This window comes from Pseudomonas sp. DSP3-2-3 (genome assembly GCF_049898225.1).
Taxonomy (GTDB): domain Bacteria; phylum Pseudomonadota; class Gammaproteobacteria; order Pseudomonadales; family Pseudomonadaceae; genus Aquipseudomonas.
The window spans coordinates 83502-99825 of sequence record NZ_JAFCXH010000018.1; the positions used below are offsets into that span (position 1 = coordinate 83502).

Annotated in this window: 13 protein-coding genes and 1 pseudogene; 9 read left to right on the forward strand and 5 right to left on the reverse strand. The window is 59.7% G+C overall.

Annotated elements, in window-relative coordinates; translation table 11 throughout:
• Window positions 1-244 precede the first annotated feature (244 nt).
• Window positions 245-733 carry a (2Fe-2S)-binding protein gene (locus ACP7E4_RS20260; protein ID WP_426117398.1) on the forward strand — a complete coding sequence of 163 codons (489 nt, stop codon included), beginning with the start codon at window positions 245-247 and terminating at the stop codon, window positions 731-733.
• A 13-nt stretch (window positions 734-746) separates the two neighbouring features.
• A complete protein-coding gene (locus tag ACP7E4_RS20265; RefSeq protein ID WP_426117400.1) occupies window positions 747-4307 on the forward strand; it encodes a molybdopterin cofactor-binding domain-containing protein in 3561 nt (1186 codons plus the stop codon).
• 171 nt (window positions 4308-4478) lie between these two features.
• Here ACP7E4_RS20265 and pssA read toward each other — a convergent pair whose 3' ends face one another.
• Window positions 4479-5822, reverse strand: a complete 1344-nt coding sequence (gene pssA / locus ACP7E4_RS20270) for a CDP-diacylglycerol--serine O-phosphatidyltransferase (RefSeq protein ID WP_426117402.1) — start codon at window positions 5820-5822, stop codon at window positions 4479-4481.
• Window positions 5823-6297: 475 nt separating this feature from the next.
• Window positions 6298-7413 carry a glycerophosphodiester phosphodiesterase gene (locus ACP7E4_RS20275; protein ID WP_426117481.1) on the reverse strand — a complete coding sequence of 372 codons (1116 nt, stop codon included), beginning with the start codon at window positions 7411-7413 and terminating at the stop codon, window positions 6298-6300.
• 290 nt (window positions 7414-7703) lie between these two features.
• Here ACP7E4_RS20275 and ACP7E4_RS20280 point away from each other — a divergent pair, with 290 nt between their 5' ends.
• Window positions 7704-9047: a diguanylate cyclase domain-containing protein gene (locus ACP7E4_RS20280; protein ID WP_426117404.1), complete on the forward strand. Its 1344-nt coding sequence runs from the start codon at window positions 7704-7706 to the stop codon at window positions 9045-9047.
• 12 nt (window positions 9048-9059) lie between these two features.
• Here ACP7E4_RS20280 and ACP7E4_RS20285 read toward each other — a convergent pair whose 3' ends face one another.
• Window positions 9060-9509 carry a DUF2442 domain-containing protein gene (locus tag ACP7E4_RS20285; protein ID WP_426117406.1) on the reverse strand — a complete coding sequence of 150 codons (450 nt, stop codon included), beginning with the start codon at window positions 9507-9509 and terminating at the stop codon, window positions 9060-9062.
• On the reverse strand, window positions 9506-9934 hold the full coding sequence (locus ACP7E4_RS20290) for a DUF4160 domain-containing protein (protein ID WP_426117408.1): 429 nt from the start codon (window positions 9932-9934) through the stop codon (window positions 9506-9508). The genes ACP7E4_RS20285 and ACP7E4_RS20290 overlap by 4 nt, the downstream gene beginning before the upstream one ends.
• Before the next feature lie 316 nt (window positions 9935-10250).
• Here ACP7E4_RS20290 and ACP7E4_RS20295 point away from each other — a divergent pair, with 316 nt between their 5' ends.
• The 6 genes and pseudogenes from ACP7E4_RS20295 (at window position 10251) to ACP7E4_RS20320 (ending at window position 14825) form a co-directional block, all read left to right on the forward strand.
• On the forward strand, window positions 10251-11186 hold the full coding sequence (locus tag ACP7E4_RS20295) for a 2-hydroxyacid dehydrogenase (protein ID WP_426117410.1): 936 nt from the start codon (window positions 10251-10253) through the stop codon (window positions 11184-11186).
• A 128-nt stretch (window positions 11187-11314) separates the two neighbouring features.
• Entirely contained in the window at window positions 11315-12010 is a 696-nt protein-coding gene (locus tag ACP7E4_RS20300; protein WP_426117412.1) for a fumarylacetoacetate hydrolase family protein, read from the forward strand.
• An 82-nt stretch (window positions 12011-12092) separates the two neighbouring features.
• Window positions 12093-13007, forward strand: coding sequence for an AraC family transcriptional regulator (locus ACP7E4_RS20305; protein ID WP_426117414.1), 915 nt, complete (start codon window positions 12093-12095; stop codon window positions 13005-13007).
• Window positions 13008-13104: 97 nt separating this feature from the next.
• A pseudogene (locus ACP7E4_RS20310) lies at window positions 13105-13535 on the forward strand (hypothetical protein); the annotation flags it as partial.
• Between the two features lie 111 nt (window positions 13536-13646).
• Window positions 13647-14213 (forward strand): YbhB/YbcL family Raf kinase inhibitor-like protein, encoded by a 567-nt coding sequence (locus ACP7E4_RS20315; RefSeq protein ID WP_426117416.1) that lies wholly within the window; start codon window positions 13647-13649, stop codon window positions 14211-14213.
• A gap of 99 nt (window positions 14214-14312) precedes the next feature.
• A complete protein-coding gene (locus ACP7E4_RS20320; RefSeq protein WP_426117418.1) occupies window positions 14313-14825 on the forward strand; it encodes a MarR family winged helix-turn-helix transcriptional regulator in 513 nt (170 codons plus the stop codon).
• Window positions 14826-14870: 45 nt separating this feature from the next.
• On the opposite strand, the gene ACP7E4_RS20325 is transcribed toward ACP7E4_RS20320, so the two are convergent.
• A complete protein-coding gene (locus tag ACP7E4_RS20325) occupies window positions 14871-16289 on the reverse strand; it encodes a short-chain fatty acid transporter (RefSeq protein WP_426117420.1) in 1419 nt (472 codons plus the stop codon).
• Window positions 16290-16324: the final 35 nt, after the last annotated feature.

Below are 16324 nucleotides of genomic sequence, written 5' to 3' on the forward strand. Positions count from 1 at the left end.
TGAATGATTCGTCCCTAAAAGCAGTAGGAAGCGTCTGTAGTAACAATGTTAATACCCGTAAGTAGCGGCTTGAGGCGGTGAAAGTACGCCAAAGCTTCTACTCGGTGCTTTGGGAGATCAAAAAGTACAGGGCAATTTGGGTTTAAATAGTGATGTTCATCACATGCTCCATTGCTGCTCATATTTCATGAAGTGACCACTTCACAAGCGCCATGGATGGCTTTTTGAAAAGGGAGAGCAATCCATGGGCGAGCCCGTCATGGCGCCTGAAAGGACGGTGACCTTGCGGGTCAATGGCCAGACCGCTGCTGTCACCGCGATGCCTGATACGCCGCTGTTGCTGGTGCTGCGCAATGACTTGCAACTCAACGGCCCGAAATACGGTTGCGGGTTGGGGGAGTGCGGCGCGTGCACGGTGACCATCGACGGGATTGCCGCGCGCGCTTGTGTGTTTCCTCTGAGTGGCGCCCAGGGGCGGGAAATCACCACCCTGGAGGGCATAGGCAACCGCCAGCGTCCGCATCCGGTGCAGCAGGCGTTCATCGACGAGCAGGCCGCGCAATGCGGGTACTGCATGAACGGCATGATCATGACCGCCAAGGCGCTGCTTGATCGTATCCCCCAGCCCACTGACGCACAGATTCGCCACGAGCTGGCGGGCAATCTCTGCCGTTGCGGCACCCACCTTGAAATACTTCGTGCGGTGCGGCGTGCCGCGCGCCAGTCGCTTTGAACGGATCACCCTCATGCCTCAAGCCTTGCTGAACCGTGACCAATTGCTGGCCAAGACCGGCGTGCTGCTGATCATCGACACCATCGAGCCGCCCTCGATGCCATTGGCGAAAGGCGGCGTGCCGGCGTTCAGGAAACCCGAGAAGGCGCTGTTCATTGCGGTCAACGATGACGGCCATGTCTATGCATTCAATGGTCATGTCGACCTGGGCACGGGAATTCGCACGGCATTGGCGCAGATCGTTGCCGAAGAACTGGATGTGGCGCTGGATCAGGTGCGCATGATCCTGGGCGACACCGCCAATGCACCGGATCAGGGACCGACCATCGCCAGCGCGACCATCCAGATTGCCGCGATCCCGTTGCGCAATGCCGCCGCAGAAGCGCGGCGCTTTCTGCTGCAACGCGCCGCTGAGCGTCTGAACGTCACGCTTGAAGCGTTGCGCATCGAGTCTGGGAAGGTGTTGGCGGCTGACGGCCGGACGCTGAGTTTTGCCGAGCTGGTAGCGGATGAGCACGACGAACTGGGCATTTCCGGCACTGCACCACTGAAAAATGTCGCGGACTATCGCCTGGTCGGCAAGGGTGCGGCACGGGTGGATATTCCCGGCAAAGCCACTGGCGAGCTGACCTATGTGCATGACATGCGCTTGCCGAACATGCTTCACGGTCGAGTGATTCGTCCGCCTTATGCGGGCCTGGACAGCGGTGACTTCGTGGGCAACAGCCTGCTGGAAGTCGACGAAGCGTCTATTGCCCATGTTCCCGGCGTGGTCCGGGTGGTGGTGATTCGTGATTTTGTCGGCGTGGTTGCGTTGCGCGAAGAACAGGCCGCCAAGGCTGCGCAACTGCTGAAAGTTACCTGGAAAGACTGGAATCACAAGTTGCCGGACATGGATGATGTTGCCCAGGCGATCCGCGCCAACCCCCGCGTGCAGCGAGTAGTGCTGGATCAGGGCAATATCGAAAACGCACTCGCCCAAGCCAGCCAGCGCATGCCGCGTCGCTATGTCTGGCCGTACCAGATGCACGCCTCCATCGGTCCATCTTGCGCACTGGCGGACTATCAGCCAGCGGGCTTGCGCGTCTGGTCGGGCACGCAGAACCCGCACCTGCTGCGCGCTGACCTGGCCTGGCTGCTGGAATGTCCTGACGAGCGCATCGAGATCATCCGCATGGAGGCTTCCGGCTGTTACGGACGCAACTGCGCCGATGATGTGAGCGCTGACGCCGCGTTGCTGTCCCGCGCCGTCGGTTTACCGGTGCGCGTGCAGCTGACTCGGGAACAGGAACATGTCTGGGAACCCAAGGGCGCGGCGCAACTGATGGAAGTCGATGGCGGCCTGAACGCTGACGGTGGCGTGGCCGGTTACGACTTCCAGACCAGTTATCCGTCCAACGACGCGCCGACTCTGGCGTTGTTGCTGACCGCTCGCGTCGAACCGGTGGCGGCGATGTTCGAGATGGGCGACCGCACCTCGGTTGCGCCTTATGATTTCGAACATATGCGCGTCACCATCAACGACATGGCGCCCGTGGTCCGCGCGTCGTGGATGCGCGGTGTGTCGGCGCTGCCCAATACCTTCGCTCATGAATCCTATATCGATGAGCTGGCCTTCGCGGCGGGGGTTGATCCTGTCGAATATCGTCTGCGTTACCTGCGAGACGAACGCGGCGCGGAGTTGGTCAGGGCCACCGCTGCCCGCGCGCAGTGGACGCCACGCAGCGAACCGATGTCGATACCTGAAGAGGACAACGTGCTGCGCGGGCGCGGCTTTGCTTATGCGCGTTATATGCACAGCAAGTTTCCCGGCTCCGGCGCCGCGTGGGCAGCGTGGGTGGCCGACGTGGCGGTGGACAGGCTGAGCGGTGAAGTGTCGGTGACGCGCGTGGTGGTGGGCCATGACGCCGGCATGATGGTCAACCCGGCGGGGGTGCAACATCAGATTCACGGCAATGTCATTCAGTCCACCAGCCGCGTGCTCAAGGAACAGGTGACGTTCGAACGGTCTACGGTCGCCAGCAAGGAGTGGGGCGGTTATCCCATCCTGACCTTTGCGCAGGTGCCGGACATCGATGTGCTGATGATGCCGCGCCAGAACGAGCCGCCGATGGGCGCAGGGGAGTCGGCGGCCGTGCCCAGCGCGGCGGCCATTGCCAACGCGCTCTACGACGCCACCGGAATTCGCTTTCGCGAACTGCCGATCACTGCCGAGCGGGTGCTAGCGGCGCTTAACGGTGCGGAGGCCAAAACCGAGGGTCCTGTGTCTGCACCTGCGAAAGCCAAACGCTTCAGAGGGTGGTTTGGCTCGATCATTTTGGCACTCGGTGTATTGTTGGGCAGCGCATTGCCGTGGCGAGCTGAAATCGCGCCGATTGCGCCGCCTGATCCAGGCACCTGGTCAGCCGTTACCCTGGAACGTGGCCGGTTGCTGGCGGCGGCGGGTGACTGCGCGGTCTGTCACACCGCGCCGGATGGAGCAACCAATGCGGGCGGGCGAGCGCTGCAAACGCCGTTTGGCACCCTCTACACCAGTAACATCACTCCGCACGCTCAAACCGGGATCGGCAACTGGTCGTATCCGGCTTTCGAGCGGGCCATGCGCGAGGGCATCAGTCGCGATGGCAAGCATCTGTATCCGGCATTCCCGTACACCGCATTCAGAAATATCGAGGATGCCGACATGCAGGCGCTGTATGCCTGGCTGATGGCGCAGGCGCCCGTCAGCCAGCCGGCCAGAAGCAACGAGCTGCGTTATCCGTGGAACCTGCGCCCTTTGCTGGCTGGCTGGAATGGGTTGTTTTTGCGCAGCGGCGAATTCCAGGCTCAACCCGAACGCGGCGAGCAATGGAATCGCGGTGCGTATCTGGTCAACGGCCTTGGGCATTGCGCGGCCTGTCACTCGCCGCGTAACGCGCTCGGGGCAGAGAAAGCAGGTGTCTGGTTTCTGGCTGGCGGCGCGGTGGATGGCTGGGACGCTCCGGCGCTCAATGGCCTTTCGCGAGGACCGACGCCGTGGACCGAGGAGCAACTGTTCACCTATCTGAGCACCGGCTATTCCGATGCCCATGGCGTGGCGGCCGGACCTATGGGGCCGGTGGTCAGTGAGTTGTCCAAATTGCCCAGCGCTGACATTCGTGCCATGGCTAACTATCTGGTTTCGCTGGATACGTCGGCGTCGGTTCCGCCACAATCGCGGCCCAGCGCGACAGCCGATTCGAGCCCAGGCGTCGCGTCATTGAATCGCGGCAAGCGCATTTTCGAAGGCGCCTGTCAGGGCTGTCATGCGGATGGAAAAGGGCCGAAGTTGTTCGGTGTCAGCCCATCACTGGCCAGCAACACCAACCTGCACAGCCAGCAACCCGACAATTTGCTGAAGATCATCCTGAGCGGCATTGCGACCCCGGCGACTCCAGATCTGGGTTATATGCCAGGCTTCAAGGACAGTTTGTCCGATACGCAAATCAGCGAATTGACGGCGTACTTGCGCAACCGATTTGCGCCGAACCAACCCCATTGGTCCGGCGTCAGGGAAAAAGTGGCCCAGTTGCGGGCCAATCCGGGAGCGCATTGAAGGCATGACCTGAAATGACCTTGAGGTGGGACCGGATTTATCCGGGAAGGCGGCATTTCGAACGACGAAATGCAGTGAATGCCCCGGCCTCTTCCCGGATAAATCCGGTCCCACGGGGTTCTCGATGTTTGATGAGAGGGGGACTTGTCCCCCGAAAGCTTCAGGCGCACCTCACAGAATGCGGTACAGCAACCGCTCGGCACGCACCCGGCTGACCCGACGCAGAAAGGTTCTGACGGCGATAGGATATTCCATGAGGGTATCCAGCTCGTCGTACTTGCCGACGCGCTGGGTGTTGCGCATCAAGCTTTCGATCTCGGCTTGCCGTGCGCTGATCCATTGACCCTTGGGGTCGTCGATCAGCAGAGCGTTTTCCAGGTCCAGATTGAAGGCCCGAGGGTTCAGATTGTTGCCGGTCAGCAAGGTGTAGCGGTCGTCGACCCACATGCCCTTGAGGTGGAACGTATTATCGCCTTCCTTCCACAGATGCAGGTTCAATTGGTGACGGGCGATTGAGCCTTTATGCTTCTGGGCAAAGCGCCGCAAGCTGATCTCGTAGAGGTAAGGCAGTGCGGAAATGACCTTGAATGGCTCATCAGGCGGGATAAAGAAGTCATTGGCCTTCTTGTCGCCAATGATGATATCGACCTTTACGCCACGCTTGAGGGCACGGTTGATTTCCCGCGTCACCGCCAGCGGCACGTTGAAATAAGGCGTGCAAATGGTCAGCTGGATTTTGCTCGCCGCAATCAATTCGAGAATCGTGCGATTGAGCGGGTTGCGTGGGCCGACTCCCAACAAGGGAATGACCCGCAACTCACCGTTTTCCTCGACGCCGGCTGAAGTGTCGTACACGGCGCGTTTGAGATGGTTGCGAAAAGCACGGATTTCGCTACGCAGGCTGCGGGACGTCGGCGGCGAAGGCAGGTCCAGGCGATGCACTGCTCCAGACGGCAGGATGTCGCGCTGCACCATGGCCTGGAAAGCGTCGGCCAACGGCTTGCTGTCCACGACGTGATAGCGGTCCAGACGGTATTTGTCGAGCTTGTGCAGGTAGACGTTATTGATGCTGGCGCCGCTGTAGATCACGGCGTCATCGATCACGCAGCCTTTCAAGTGCAAGACCCCGAACAGCTCGCGGGTCTGCACCGGCACGCCGTAGATCGGGACTTCCTCGTCATACTCCAGATTCTGCGCCTGATACCAGGTGGAATTGCCCGGCTGGCGGCCTGCACCGATCAGGCCACGCTGCGCCCTGAACCAGTCCACCAGCACCACCACATCCAGCTCGGGCCTGGCGGCTTTGGCAGCGTACAGTGCGTCGATAATTTCCTGGCCGGCTTCGTCCTGCTGCAAATACAAGGCAATGATGTAAATGCGCCGGGCCGCCAAGGCGATTTTCTCCAGCAGGCAGCGACGGTAATCAGCGGCAGTGGGCAGAATCGTGAGGGCATCGCCAGGCAAGACAAAACCGCGCAGCGCTGCAAGGGTAGAGCGTCGGAAGTTGGACCGCATAAGCCTCTCGAAGGGGTAAACCAACAGCGCACGAGCTTACACCAGAGTTACTGTCAGGTCGTGGATGCTCTGCGGATGATCGCCAGACCCCGGCTGTGTTGGAGCGCGGCTTATGCCTTCGCGAACAGGTTCGCTCCCGCCGTCGCGTTCCAGTGAATCTGTTGGAGATTCTATGTCTGGGGGCAACCGTCAGGCGCCGCAGATGTATTGTCTGAACCGACGCCTTCCCGGCTAAAGCCGGTCCCACTGGATCGCGCTGATTGTGTGGGACCGGATTTATCCGGGAAGACGGCATTCCAGTAGACGCAAATACAGCGGCTGTACGTCCTATCGTGAATGTTGCGTAGATCCGTTGGAGGCTTGCCCGCGAAAAGGCCGGTATATCCGCCGAAGTTCCAGACAAGAACTGATACCTTCGCGGGCAAGCCTCGCTCCAACGGGGTCATTGCCCCGTCAGTCAGATGATCGCGCCAGCTTAGTAGCCGTTGCGCTTCAAGATCGCATCCATGCTTTCCTTTGCTGGCCGACCGTAGAACTTCAGCAGCTCGGAAGTGCGGTTGGTAAAGAAGCCATCCACGCCGTCATCGCTGACTTTCTTGAAATCCACTTCGTCATCGACGGTATAGGGATGCACCACCAGCCCTTTGTCGTGGGCCATTTTGTTCATCCAGGGTTTGACCAGATCCATGTAGCTCTGATCGCCACCGTGGGTGAGCTTGGTAGAAGGGCCGGTGCCAATTGCGCCGTGTGCCTTGGCCCAATCCATCCAGGCGGCAAACTCCGCTTCGGATTTGACTTCCTGCGCGCCGTAATAGCTGGCCTTGTCTTTAAAGCCGGAATCCTTGAAGGCCACGTTGGATTTCGGCTCGATCGATCCTTCACCGATCCACAACAGCAGCACTTTCGGTACTTGTGGCATCTCTTGTTGCAGCAGCTCCAGACTCGGTTTCTCGAAGGTCTGCAACACCACACGGCCCGGCATGTGCGCCACGTTTACATGGCCGGCGCCGGCTGCCGGTCGCGAAGTCAGCCAGCCGCGTTTCTCCAGGTTCTTTTTCAGGTCGGCTTCAATGCCGGGAAACTGCGCAGGGACTTTGGTTTCGATATACAGGCCGGGTTTGTTGCTGCCGCCTTCGGCGATGTCGATTACTTCATCCAGGGTCAGGATCTGCAACCCGGCATAGCTGGCGCGCGCGCGGTCGGGATAGGCTTTGTTGAACCAGGAACCAGCGTCGAGCTGCTTGAGTTCGGCGAGGGTAAACGTGCTGATCGGATCTTTGGCGCGCGCGGGGAAAACTTCGGCGACGTTGGTGGTGCGTACCAGCGTGTCGTCATGCAAGGCGATCAACACGCCGTCCTTGGTGCGCTGGATGTCCATTTCCAGATAATCCGCCCCCAGTTCACGGGCCACGGTGTAGGCCGGGATGGTCTCTTCCGGAGCGTCAAACGAGGCGCCGCGATGGGCAATGACCGCAGGCCATGGCAAGCCGATCTTGTCACTCAAGGCCTTGCCTGGCGCTTCGGCGGAAACCGCCACGGCCGACGACAGCATCAAGCCTGCGACGACACTCGCGGCCAACAGGTGGGCCATCGGCGTTTTACGGAACAGATTTATCGACATTCCTTTCAACATGGGCGTGTAATTCCTTCTGATCGTCATGGATGACTGTCTTGATCCGCGCAAAGCTTTAACAGTATCGAGCAAGCCCAGCAAGGCACCTGTCGCTCACGGATGGATCGTGTCGCACTCAAATGCAGGCTTTTTGAGACGTTTGTGGCTCATTGGCACGCATTTGGGCACTATGGGTCGTCATTTGATGTCAGCTTGCACGGCAAATGAGTCCGCCCCGTGAACGCTAGAACTTTCCAGGCAGTCTTTTTATGGAAACCAATACTTACGCAGCGCTGGTGGGTTTCGTCGATATGCTCATGGACGCCATTTGCGTAGTCGATTCGCGAGGCCGTTATGTGTATGTCAGTGCCGCCAGTGAGCGGATTTTCGGCTATTCACCCGCAGAGCTGGTGGGCAAGCAGATGCTTGACCTGGTTCACCCGGATGACCGTGAGCGCACGTTAATGGCGGCTCGGGAGATCATGACCGGCGAGCCCAAGTTGCATTTCGAGAATCGTTACATTCATAAAGACGGGCACGTCGTTCACATCATGTGGTCGGCGCGCTGGTCGGAGGTGGACCGTTTACGGATTGCGGTAGCCCGTGACATCACCGAGCTCAAGCGTTCCGAGGCCTTGCGCCAGGCACTGTTCGATATTTCCGAAGCGGCTCATACGGCGGGAGATCTGGTCGAGTTGTTTCGGCACATGCATGAAATCATCGGCACATTGCTGCCTGCGCAGAATTTCTCGGTGGCGCTGTTCGATCCGCTCCGTGCGCAGTTGAACTTCCCCTATCACGTCGACGAGCAGGACCCGCTGCGGCAAAGTCCGGTGGCACAAACTCTGGCGCTGGAAATCGCCGCCAGCGGTTCCGCTGTGCTTTTTTGCGGCCAAAGGAAAGCTGCGCTGTCGCAAACCCTGATCAGCTTGATGGAGGACAATTCATCGTGCTGGCTAGGTGTGCCGCTCAATGCGCAAAGCGGTACCATCGGCGCATTGATAGTTAAAGGCCACAGCGGCGAAGGGCACTACAGCGAACAGGATCAGGAGCTTTTGCAGTTCATCGCCAATCAGGCAACCGCCGCCATCGAGCGTCAGCGGATGCACGAGCGTTTGCAGGAGATGGCGCAATTCGACCCGTTGACCCACTTGCCCAACCGGATGTTGTTGCATGAGCGCCTGCTCGGTTCCCTGGAGCGTGCACGGCTTTGCGAAGGACGGTTGGCGGTGCTTTATCTGGATCTGGATAAATTCAAGCTGGTCAACGACACATTTGGACATGCCGCAGGTGACGTACTCTTGCAGGAGGTCGCCCGGCGTCTTACCCAATGCGTACGTGAATCGGACACGGTCGCGCGGATTGGCGGGGACGAGTTCATCGTGTTGCTCGATCGCATCAGCAAGGACGATGACGCCAATATCGTGGCCACCAAAATCCTTGTCGCACTCAACGAGCCCATCAACTTCAACGGCATCGAATGGCCGATAATGCCCAGCATCGGCGTCGCCCACTTCCCGGACGACGGCGCGGATCTGGCGCAGTTATTCAAATATGCTGACGAAGCGATGTACCAGGCGAAGAAAAAGGGCGGCAACCGGTTTCAAGGTTGAAGCCAGTGCTCATCAGCCGGTAACCAGCTTGCGTGGGCGCCCACCTTTCGCGCCGTTTTCCCGAGCGGCCTGAGCTTTGGCGCTGCTGCTGCGGCTGCCATTGCGGGCGGCGATCATGGTGGCGGCCATCTCCATCAGCGGCACGCTGGCGGAAATCAGCTCGGCGATCGACACATGCAGATCTCGTGCTTCCAGGCACACCGCACTGCCCCCGAAACCCAACTCCAGGCTTTCAAGCTCCTGAATGCTCAAGTGCGCCAGTTCGGGGTAATTCTTGATTGGCAACGCGATTGCGCACTGATCGGCAAAGCCGATCAGCAAAGCTTTTTGTGTCGGCAGGAACTCCACCGTGGATGCCAGCAGACCGGCATTGCGCCGCTTGCGCCCTTGCTCCCTGGCTTGTTGCAGCCCCTGTTCGGTGACCGCTTCATCGAACAGGTCTGCGGCTTTCACTGTTTTCATAATTCAATTTCCAAAAATGCAGGCTCGCCTGCCAGTCGTAATCGGGTTCGATAAGCGCTGGCGTCGAAGTCTTCCGACAGGATCGCCAATGCTTCATCCGGTTGCATTCGTGGGCTTACCACTCGCGCCGAGTTCATGTCCCACTGCTGATTTTCCAGGCAAAGCGTCTGTCGACTTCGCCACCAACACTCTCTTGCCTTGCGCAGAATATCTCGGCGACGTATGAGCCGACGAAGCTCTTCCAGCGCCGCGACACAGGGTTCGTTCTGCGCCGGAACCACATCCCAGAGTCGAACGCCGTTATGCCAGAAGGTGAACAGGAAACGCGCATCCCACTCAGAATTCCCGACATGCACATGAGGAGGACAATGTTCGTTTCGGGTTAATACCGCGATGGTCAGTCCTTTGTGTTTGCATATACGCATCAATAACCCATCCGTTAGGTTTAAGAGTCTACGCTCAAAAAAAATGATGCAAAGGGGCTGATGTCCTGTGCATGGGCTTGAGCGCAACCAGAGTTCAGCGCAAATCAGCGGCGCTGACCACGTTGCAGGCGATACAAGATTTAACGGCGCAACGAGCCGGATAGTGTCCTTAGCGCTGCGCTGAATTTTCCGACTTGAACTGCTTTGAATGCCTACGCTTTCAGCGCCACATCTGGAATCCGGCAAAGACCTCTGCCCAAGCGCGCAGAGTCGGGTTACTGTCTGCGTCTTTCAGCGGATTTTTCTGGAGCCCAGCATGACAACGACGGTCCTGGTATTGGTCGAAAGTGTTAACGAGTATTTGCCGATTCTGGAAAACAGTGGTTTTCGGCTGATTCTTGCGCCAACGCCAGCGATGCGCGCCGAGGCAATTGCGACGCGTGGCGTGGAAATCACCGCAGTGCTGACGCGCGGGCCGTTGGGATTTGAAGCGCACGAGATGGACGCGTTGCCCGACTTGAAGATCATTTGTGTGATCGGCGCTGGCTATGAGCGCGTCGACCTGCCTGCGGCCGAAGCCCGGGGCATTGTGGTGACCAACGGCGCCGGGGTGAATGCGCCGACGGTCGCCGATCATGCGATGTCGTTGCTGCTGTCCATCGTGCGCGACATTCCCCAAGGCGATGCATCGGTGCGCCGCAGCGAATGGCGCAAGCTGACGCGTCCATCGTTCGAGGGCAAGCGTCTGGGTATCCTGGGTCTCGGCGCGGTGGGCATGGCCATCGCTCGTCGAGCGGCGGGCTTCGACATGCTGGTGAATTATCACAGCCGCACGCCGCGCAATGATGTGGATTACACCTATTGCGCGACGCCGCTGGAATTGGCGAGTGCCTCGGATTTCCTGATTGTCGCCACGCCTGGCGGGGCGGCTACGCAGCACCTGATCGACCGCGCGGCCCTTGATGCCTTGGGGTCTGAAGGGTTTATCGTCAACATCGCCCGCGCCAGCGTCATTGATACCGAGGCGCTGATCCAGGCCCTCCAGCAGCAGCGGATCGCAGGCGCGGCGCTGGACGTCTTTGACGACGAGCCGCAAGTACCGGATGCGCTCAAGAGTTTGAACAACGTGATCCTCTCGCCCCATGTGGCAGGGCTGTCGCCGGAAGCGTCCCGTGGGACCGTGCAGTTGGTCGCGGATAATCTGCTGGCATTCTTCGCGGGCAAGCCGGTCTTGACGCCGGTGCACAGTTGATCGTTCGAGCTGCACTTGCGTTGTTTCGTCCATAAGCCCGGTGGATCTGTACAAGTCGTTGGCCGGGTAAATGCCCAGACTCTGCTCATCGCCTGATTCGATCAGGCACTGCCCTCAAGGAGAGGACCATGAGCGAGTTTGTCATTGCACCGATTGAATCCCCGTCGCTGGCTGTCGAGGGCACGACCCGCCGGTTTCCCATCCGCCGGGTTTTTTGTGTCGGGCGCAACTATTCCGAGCATGCTCGGGAAATGGGTCACGATCCAGACCGTGAACCGCCATTCTTCTTCATGAAGCCTGCCGATGCAGTGGTCGCCGCCGATGGCAGCATCGCCTATCCGCCGCTGACCCAGGATCTGCATCACGAAGTCGAGTTAGTCGTGGCGATTGGCAAGGACGGTGTTGATATCGCGCCGCAAGACGCCTTGGATCATGTCTGGGGTTATGCCGTCGGCCTGGATCTGACCCGGCGTGACCTGCAAGGTGTGGCGAAAAAGGCCGGGCGGCCGTGGGAATGGGGCAAGGCGTTCGATCAGTCAGCGCCAGCTACGCCTCTGGTGCCGGTCAGCCGCATCGGGCATCCGGATAAAGGTTTGATCTGGCTGGACGTCAACGGCACCGAGCGTCAGCGCGGAGATCTGGCTGATCAGATCTGGTCGGTCAAGGATGTGATCGCGTATATCTCCCAGTCTGTTGCGCTCAAGGCTGGCGACCTGATCTACACCGGCACGCCAGCGGGCGTTGGCGCGTTGCAAGCTGGCGATGTACTCACCGGTGGCGTCGAAGGCATCGGGCAGTTTTCCCTGACCATTGCAGCGCGCTGAAGCACGACGAATCCCTTGGTCCGACCGTTGCCCTTGCACTACCATGCAACGGTCTTGGCCCCGCGAATCAGGTGCGTCACCGATGGTCAGTCTGTCCAGCATCCCTACCTACGATATGCAGCAGCGCAGTGATCGCGATGATTTCTACATCCGTGACAAATCCGCCCGGCCTGCGCTGACGACGCCCCATCGCCATGAGTATTTCCAGATCCAGATCAACCTGGGTGGCGATACCGTGCAACACATCGGCGGGGCGGTTCGACCGTTCCCGCGCAATACCCTGGCGTTCATCCTGCCGCATCGACTGCACGTGATTCCCCATCCTGAAGACGGGAATTTCATGCTGATCAATTTCTCCCAGGATTTTCTGCTGCAGCACCTGCATTGCGACCCGCTGGACCTGGAAGACGTGCCCATGGAACAAGCCCCGGAACTGGCACCGTTTCGCTTTCAGGAATACCTGGATTTCATTTTCGCTGACGACCAGTTCGCAAGGTTGCAAGGCTTGCTGCAGACCATGCGTGACCTGGACCGCACGCGCCAGCTGGGCACTGGCATGCTGCTGCGCGGCTGCCTGTTGCAATTGATTGGGCATGTCTGCGATCTCTATCAGGACCAGTTGATCGCGCTGTCGACGGGCAAGGCGCACAAACGCGGTCGGCGCGATGCCTTGGGCCGCGTCATGGATTACATTCGCCAGCATATCGATAACCCGGCCATTAGCCTGAAGGACGCAGCGGCCGCAGCGTTTCTGTCGCCCAATTATTTGACCCATTTATTGCGCAAGGAAACCGGCAGCAGCTTCTCGGAACTGGTGCTCGAACGGCGCATGCGTCTGGCGCGCAGTCACTTGAGCAACAGCACCCAACCCATCAGCCATATCGCCCAGGCCTGTGGTTTCGCCGATGAAGCCTACTTCTCGCGGCGCTTTCGCCAGGTGAACGGCATGCCGCCGGGACAGTTTCGGCGGCAAGCGCGGGAAGGATCGCAGTGCTGATTGTTCGTGGGACCGGATTTATCCGGGAAGACGTCGGTGCAGACAACACATCGGCGGCATTTTGGGGTTGCCCCCAAACATGGAATTCCCAGAGGTGTTTCTGGGCACTTGCGGCGGCTTCCAGCATGCGTTGATTGAATACGCTGGCAGGACGCCGAGCACGCGGAAACCTCGCCTGAATCAGCCAATGCGATCATCACACCGCTGACTTGCTCGCTGCTGGAGGTTGTTGCTGACATCCGCTTGCGCCCCGGTTCGTTGATTGCCCAGGCGTATGGAAAGCTGGACATCGCCGAGTGCTATCAATGTCGCTATGGCCTGCGGGCGGAACTGCATCAGGAGCTGTTCGCCGGGGCGTTGGGCGTGAGCGGCAGGGATAAAAACGGCGAGATTCGCGCCATCGAACTGCAAGGCCATCCGTTTTTCGTCGCCAGCCTGTTCCAGCCTGAGCGCACTGCCCTTGACGGGCGTCTGCCGCCGCTGGTTGCCGCCTTCCTGGGCGCTTGTCTGGAGTGCAGCCGCCGCTGATCTCGCTCCAACGAGTCGCCTATAAACGTCGACTCTGAGACAACGCTTCTGTAAATGGCGAGGTAGGGCTATCGTCCTCTACATACTGTTGTCATGAGCCGGGGAAGTTAAATGCTGAGTCGCTTGTTGGGTCGAGTGTTGCGCGGGCGCAGCGCGACTGAAAACAAACTGATCTGGAACCAGAAAGCCGTGGCGTTTGCGCCGGTCAATATTGAGCTGCGCAGTCCGGCGTTCGCTTCGATGGAGCAGATTCCGGCGTCTCATGTGGGGTCGGCGGCAGGTGGCAATCTATCTCCTGCTCTTGAATGGACAGGTTTGCCGCCCGGCACCAAGGAGCTGGCATTGATCATCGAAGACGGCGATGCCGCGCTGCCGTTTGCCTTCGTGCATGCCATTGCCGTCGGTATCACGCCGCAACTCAACGGCTTGCCGGTTGGCGCATTGAGCAGCGCCTCTCGTGGGTTGGTGACGCTGGGGCGCAACAGTTTCGGCAGCACCCGTTATTCCGGGCCGAGCCCGTTGCCCGGTCACGGTCCGCACCGCTACAGCTTTCAGTTATTGGCACTTGATCGCGCCTTGTATTTCGAAAGTCCGCCGAATCGCACTCAGTTGCTCAGGGCAATGGACGGGGCGGTAATTGGTCGAGGCCGACTGGACGGGGTTCATGAGCGATCTTGAGGTGCTCAGTAATTACACTGTGAGTGTCGCAAATCGTCAGGCTGTGCCAGCATTCCAGTCCGCGCCACTTCCGACTGATGTTTCCCGGCAGGAAATTTTATGAATCACCGCCCCGATACTGCACCTGAGCTGCACATTCCCGACAGTTTGCGAGTGCCACCCAAAGTGCTTTGTCATGCCACCAGTTTGCGCAAGGCGACCCGGCGTATTTCCCAACTCTACGATGCCGTCATGGCGCCCAGTGGTTTGCGTTCGACCCAGCGCTCGATCCTGATCCAGATCGCCCGCCACCAGGCCCCGGCGATGACTGAGCTGGCGGCGATTCTGGTCATCGATCGCTCGGCGCTTGCACAGAATCTCAAGCCACTGGAGCGTGACGGGCTGGTGTCGGTGGAGGTCGATGCCGACGACAGACGCAGCCGTCGTGTGCGGCTCACCCAGTGTGGCGTGGATAAACTGCTGGAATCCCAGGCGCTGTGGGAAGAGGCTCAGCAGTGTTTCGAAACCAGACTCGGCAAGCAGCAAGCCTGCGAACTGCGTGAGTTGCTGGGCAAGGTTGCCGCCCTGGATTACGGCGATGAGGCGGTGGATTCGCCCGGATTGCCCGGGTAACCACGCCCGGCACATGCCTTTGCCAGGCGTGGTTGCACACTCAGGTCACGGCATCATTGGCGGGATGTAACTCAATGTCGTGCCCAGCGCCCACAACAGAAACAGTACCAGCGGCGTATGCACCAGCAGCTGTACGAACGAAAAGCCGATCAGGTCGCGGGCTTTCAAACCCAGTACGCCCAGCAGCGGAAGCATGTAGAACGGGTTGATCAGGTTCGGCAAGGCCTCGGCCGCGTTGTAGATCTGCACCGCCCAGCCCAAGTGATATTTAAGCTCGTTGGCGACCTGCATGACGTAGGGCGCTTCGATGATCCACTTGCCACCACCCGACGGGATGAAGAAACCCAGCACTGCCGAGTACACACTCATCAGCAACGCATAGGTGTCGTGGGAGGCGATGCTGGTGAAGAATGTCGAGATGTGATGCGCCAGGGTTTGCGCGTCGCTGCCTTTGACCGTCGTCATCAATGCTGCAATCGAGCCGTACAGCGGGAACTGGATCATTACGCCCGTGGTCGTGGGCACAGCGCGGGTTACGGCGTCGAGAAAGCTGCGTGGCCGCCAGTGCAGCAGCGCGCCGAGCATGATGAACAGGAAGTTATAGGTGTTCAGGCCGGAAATCGCGGTAATGGCCGGTTTGGTCGAGAACTCGTTGAACAGCCAGCCGGACGCGAGCAATACCATCAGGATAATCAACAGCGGACTGTATTCCAGCCATTCGCCGGGACGAGTACGCGGGGGCAGGGCTGGCAGGCTGAAGGCTGGATCGACGCCGCAGGCCTTGGCGTCCTTGGCGCTGTTTGGGCCAGGCGCCGTGGCATACGCCACCACCAGCGAGACGATGACCAGCACCGCCAGCATCACGCCGGACTGCCAGAGGAAAATCGTTTCGGTGAACGGAATGACCCCGGTAATGGCCAGGATCGACGGTGGCAGGCTGCCGGGGTTGGCTTGCAGTTGCGCAGCCGAAGAAGAAAGGCCCAATGCCCAGACCGCGCCGAGGCCCAGATACGCCGCAGCACCGGCAGCGCGATAATCCATGCGCAAGTCGGTTCGACGGGCGAGGGCGCGCACCAGTAAACCACCGAAGACCAGCGACAGGCCCCAGTTCAGCAACGAGGCGACCATGGAAATCAGCGCCACCCAAGCCACGGCCGAGCGGCCGTTTTTCGGGATTCGCGCCAGACGATCGATCAATTTGACCGCTGGCGGTGAGCTGGCGACGACATAGCCGCCGATCACCACGAAGGCCATTTGCATGGTGAACGGGATCAGGCTCCAGAAACCGTCACCGAACGCCTTGGCAGCCTCGGCGGGGCGGGCACCCATAGCCAGGGTCGCAACGGTGACGATGACCACCGCCAGCGCAGCAAATACCCAGGAATCAGGAAACCAGCGTTCGGCGAATTTCGCGCAACGCAGGGCAAAACGGGCATAGCGGCTTTCTTCGATGTCGGCGGCCACAGCGTTTACCTCTTGAATTTATTTTTAGGGGGTGA

Coding starts and splice junctions, on each gene's coding strand:
- ACP7E4_RS20295 (WP_426117410.1), top strand. CDS start 10,251: ATGACAACGACGGTCCTGGTATTGGTCGAAAGTGTTAACGAGTATTTG.
- ACP7E4_RS20305 (WP_426117414.1), top strand. CDS start 12,093: ATGGTCAGTCTGTCCAGCATCCCTACCTACGATATGCAGCAGCGCAGT.
- ACP7E4_RS20275 (WP_426117481.1), bottom strand. CDS start 7,413: ATGGCCCACCTGTTGGCCGCGAGTGTCGTCGCAGGCTTGATGCTGTCG.
- ACP7E4_RS20315 (WP_426117416.1), top strand. CDS start 13,647: ATGCTGAGTCGCTTGTTGGGTCGAGTGTTGCGCGGGCGCAGCGCGACT.
- ACP7E4_RS20265 (WP_426117400.1), top strand. CDS start 747: ATGCCTCAAGCCTTGCTGAACCGTGACCAATTGCTGGCCAAGACCGGC.
- ACP7E4_RS20285 (WP_426117406.1), bottom strand. CDS start 9,509: ATGAAAACAGTGAAAGCCGCAGACCTGTTCGATGAAGCGGTCACCGAA.
- pssA (WP_426117402.1), bottom strand. CDS start 5,822: ATGCGGTCCAACTTCCGACGCTCTACCCTTGCAGCGCTGCGCGGTTTT.
- ACP7E4_RS20300 (WP_426117412.1), top strand. CDS start 11,315: ATGAGCGAGTTTGTCATTGCACCGATTGAATCCCCGTCGCTGGCTGTC.
- ACP7E4_RS20260 (WP_426117398.1), top strand. CDS start 245: ATGGGCGAGCCCGTCATGGCGCCTGAAAGGACGGTGACCTTGCGGGTC.
- ACP7E4_RS20290 (WP_426117408.1), bottom strand. CDS start 9,934: ATGCGTATATGCAAACACAAAGGACTGACCATCGCGGTATTAACCCGA.
- ACP7E4_RS20320 (WP_426117418.1), top strand. CDS start 14,313: ATGAATCACCGCCCCGATACTGCACCTGAGCTGCACATTCCCGACAGT.
- ACP7E4_RS20280 (WP_426117404.1), top strand. CDS start 7,704: ATGGAAACCAATACTTACGCAGCGCTGGTGGGTTTCGTCGATATGCTC.